We start from the raw sequence: 3,448 nt of genomic DNA on the forward strand, positions 1-3,448 counted from the left end.
GCGCGACTATCCCGAGGAGTCTGTTATCCCGAGTCCTGCTCTGCGGGCGTGTGCAATGGCGGCCTGAGAGCTGATTTCCTCGGGATAATCGCGGCCCGCCTACGCTGGCTCATCTCTTTCGATTTTCACTGGAGGTGAGCCGGAGATGAGTGTTTCAATAGGCGAGTTAATCGCGCAGGCAGACGCGGCAATGAGTCCGCTCGGCCATGCGCCGTCGACGAGGATGCAGTACCGGTGGGCGTGGTCCCAGTTTGCGAGGTTCTGTTCCCGTGATTCGATCGACGAGTTCAGCGATGAAGGCGTCGCTGCGTTTGTGCGATTTATCGCGGCGGAGCACCGGAATGGCCGGATGAAAGAGTGGAAACACAAGCTCCTCCGGAAGGCAGCCCTGGTGCTATCGGAGGTCGCACGAACCGGGTCCTACGAATGGAGTCTGTCTCGTCAGGCGCATCCCAATGATGCACTGAATGCTGTCTTCCGCCCTGTCCAGGAACAGTTCGAGCGCTGGTTACAGGGCCAGTCGTTGGCCGTTACGACCCAGAATTTGTATGCGACCGTGTCGCGCACGGCGTTGGGGTGGCTGCCCGAACGCGGCGTGAAGAATGTCCGGTCGCTGTCGGGTTCGGACGTGTCGGCGATGGTGGTGTTCCTCGGCAGCCGGTATCAGCCCGGGAGTATGAGGACGGTGGTGTCGGCGCTGCGGGTGTTGTGCCGCTTCCTCGAGGAATCCGGCAGCTCGGGGCTGTTCCGGGCGGTCCCGGCATTGTTCGTCAGGCGTGTGACCTCGGTGGGAGTGCTTCCAGCGGAGAGTATTGCCGCGCTGACCAACTCGCCGGACGTCACCACACCGGTGGGTTTGCGGGATAGGGCGCTGCTGTTGTTGGGCGCCAGGACGGGGCTGCGGCCAGTGGACATTGCAAGTTTGCGGTTGCGTGATATCGATTGGACGCACGCGCTAATCACTCTCACCCAGCACAAAACAGGATCAGTGGTGACGTTGCCGCTACTGGCCGAGGTCGGCCAGGCGATCGCGGACTATCTCCTCAACGGCAGACCCGTCGGAGGTGACGACGACCACGTGTTCCTGCGCTCCCATGCCCCTTACGTCGGTTTGGGCCCGTCCGATAGTTTGTATTGGGTGGCCTCACGGGCCTTTGCTCGCTCGGGCGTTATCACTCAGAACGGCACGGGCCGCGGCTTCAGGGTGTTGCGAGCCTCGTTCGCTACCCGGCTGCTGGCGGACGGCACGCCGCTGCCGGTGATCGCCGGCGCGCTCGGGCACCGGGGAATTGCGTCGGCGAAACACTACCTCTCCGCCGACGAAATGCACATGCGGGAATGTTGTCTCGACTTCGTCGGCATCGAGCCGAAAAGATCACTCTCGTGAGCGGCTTCGTCAGTGGCCTGGCCGCTCCGCTGCGGTCGCTGCTGGAAGTCAAACACGCGATCGGGTTGCCCTACGCGCAGTCCGAACGGCACCTGCACCATTTCGACAAGATGTGTGCTGAGAATTTCCCCGCCCAGGTGACGCTGACCAAGGAGATGGCGATGGCCTGGGTTGTCGCCCGGCCCGCGGAGCACGTCAACGGCCAGATGCGACGGATCACCCCGATCCGGCAACTGGCCAAACACATGGGCGCACTCGGCATGACCGCCTACGTCATCCCCGCGGGCATTCCCGGCAAACAGGTCCGCTACCGCCCACATATCTACTCCCATGCCCAGCTGCGGTCCCTATTCGACGCCGCCGATGACATCCGGGCGTCGGGTCTTGGTGGCCAGCGGCAGCTGATTATCCCCACCATCTTCCGGATGATCTACTGCCTGGGTCTGCGGCCGAGCGAAGCCCGGACACTGCGTCGCAACGACGTGGACCTGGCCCGCGGGACGGTGAGCATCCGTGAGTCCAAAGGGCATAAGGACCGGATCGTTTTTCTTTCGTCAGATCTGCACGGATACTGCCGGCACTACGACACCGCCATCAGCGCTTTCCATCCGGACCGGATCCCGTTCTTTCCCAACCATTCGGGCGATTTCTACAGCAAACCCACCCTCGACTACTGGTTCCACGAGCTGTTGGCCGCCGCCGACCCGCACATCATCTCAAGCCCGGGTTCTCCGCCGCGCGTCTATGACCTCCGCCACGCCCACGTCATCGAGAACATCAACCGATGGGTGCTTGCGGGAAAGGACCCGGAAGTGTTGGTGGCTTACCTGAGTTTGCACCTCGGGCACGCCAACACGGTGGACACCTGGTATTACTTCCACCTCGCCGCGGACTTCCACGTCGACCTGCGCCGGATCGCGAACACCGGAGTCGAATCCGCCCTGCTGGAGGCGCCCGATGGCCTCCGATAAGTTCTTCCGCCTGGTCCGCTCCTGGCTGACCATCCACCTGCCCCGGTCGCGCCGGCTCAGCCCCCACACCATCCGCTCCTACACAACCGCGCTGAATGCCCTGCTGGACTACCTCCGACAAACACAGAAACTTGCCCTGGCCGAGGTCAGCTTCGATGTCATCAACCGCTCCACCATCACCGGTTTCATCACCTGGCTGCTGGAGAGCCAGCATCTCGGTGCTTCATCCGCCAACCAGCGCCTGGCCGCGATCAAGTCGTTCCTGTCTTACTGCGCCGGCGAGGACCCGGCGCTGGTGTCGATCTGGCTGGAAGTCACCCAGGTCAAACCCGCCCGAACACCGACGCGGGCGCCGGACGGGTTGAGCATGGCCGCCGTCGACGCGTTAATCCGCGCCCCCGGTCAAGACACCAGCCGTGGTCGCCGGGACACCACCCTCATCCTGCTCACCTTCGACGCCGCAGCCCGGATCCAGGAAATCCTGGACCTGACCCCGGCGGATATCGACACCACGATCGGCGCCGCTCGCGTGACGCTGAGCGGCAAGGGGCGCAAAAGCAGAACGGTTCCGCTGATGGACAAGACCGCACGCCACCTCGACCAATACCTCAGCGAGTTCCATCCCGGCACGACGGGGGCCGCAGGCCCGTTGTTCTTCACGGTCCGGGCAGGTCACCGCCACCAGATGAGCCAGGACAACATCTCCTACCTGCTCAACAAACACGCCACCGCAGCACGGCAGCACTGTTCGGAGGTCCCGGAGAAGATCCATGCCCACCAGCTGCGGCACGCCCGCGCCATGCAGATGCTGCGCGCCGGAGTTCCGCTTCCGCACATCAAGGAGTTCCTCGTCCATGCCAATATCTCAACCACGAGCATCTACGCGTCGGCCGACAACCAGATGGTTCGCGAAGCGATCCAGAGAGCCGGCAGCGCCACGCCCGATCTCGCACCGCTCTGGACCGGAGGCGACGACATGATCCTCCAACTCGCAGGGCTCCGATGATTATCCCGAGGAAATCAGCTCTCAGGCCGCCATTGCACACGCCCGCAGAGCAGGACTCGGGATAACAGACTCCTCGGGATAGTC

Annotated in this window: 3 protein-coding genes; all 3 read left to right on the top strand. The window is 63.3% G+C overall.

Translation table 11 applies throughout. The features are described 5' to 3' along the window. Nucleotides 1-145 precede the first annotated feature (145 nt). Genes K323_RS29235 through K323_RS0123350 form a run of 3 tightly spaced genes read left to right on the top strand, consistent with a single transcriptional unit; the run spans nt 146 to nt 3,364 of the window. Complete coding sequence (locus tag K323_RS29235) at nt 146-1,387, top strand: tyrosine-type recombinase/integrase (RefSeq protein ID WP_022887668.1); 1,242 nt, start codon at nt 146-148, stop codon at nt 1,385-1,387. Next, nucleotides 1,384-2,358, top strand: coding sequence for a tyrosine-type recombinase/integrase (locus K323_RS28320; protein ID WP_022887669.1), 975 nt, complete (start codon nt 1,384-1,386; stop codon nt 2,356-2,358). Before K323_RS29235 ends, K323_RS28320 begins: the two co-directional genes overlap by 4 nt. Continuing rightward, nucleotides 2,345-3,364 (top strand): tyrosine-type recombinase/integrase, encoded by a 1,020-nt coding sequence (locus tag K323_RS0123350; protein ID WP_022887670.1) that lies wholly within the window; start codon nt 2,345-2,347, stop codon nt 3,362-3,364. The genes K323_RS28320 and K323_RS0123350 overlap by 14 nt, the downstream gene beginning before the upstream one ends. The last annotated feature ends 84 nt before the right edge of the window (nt 3,365-3,448 follow it).

The sequence above is a fragment of the Glaciibacter superstes DSM 21135 genome (assembly GCF_000421145.1).
Taxonomy (GTDB): Bacteria; Actinomycetota; Actinomycetes; order Actinomycetales; family Microbacteriaceae; genus Cryobacterium; species Cryobacterium superstes.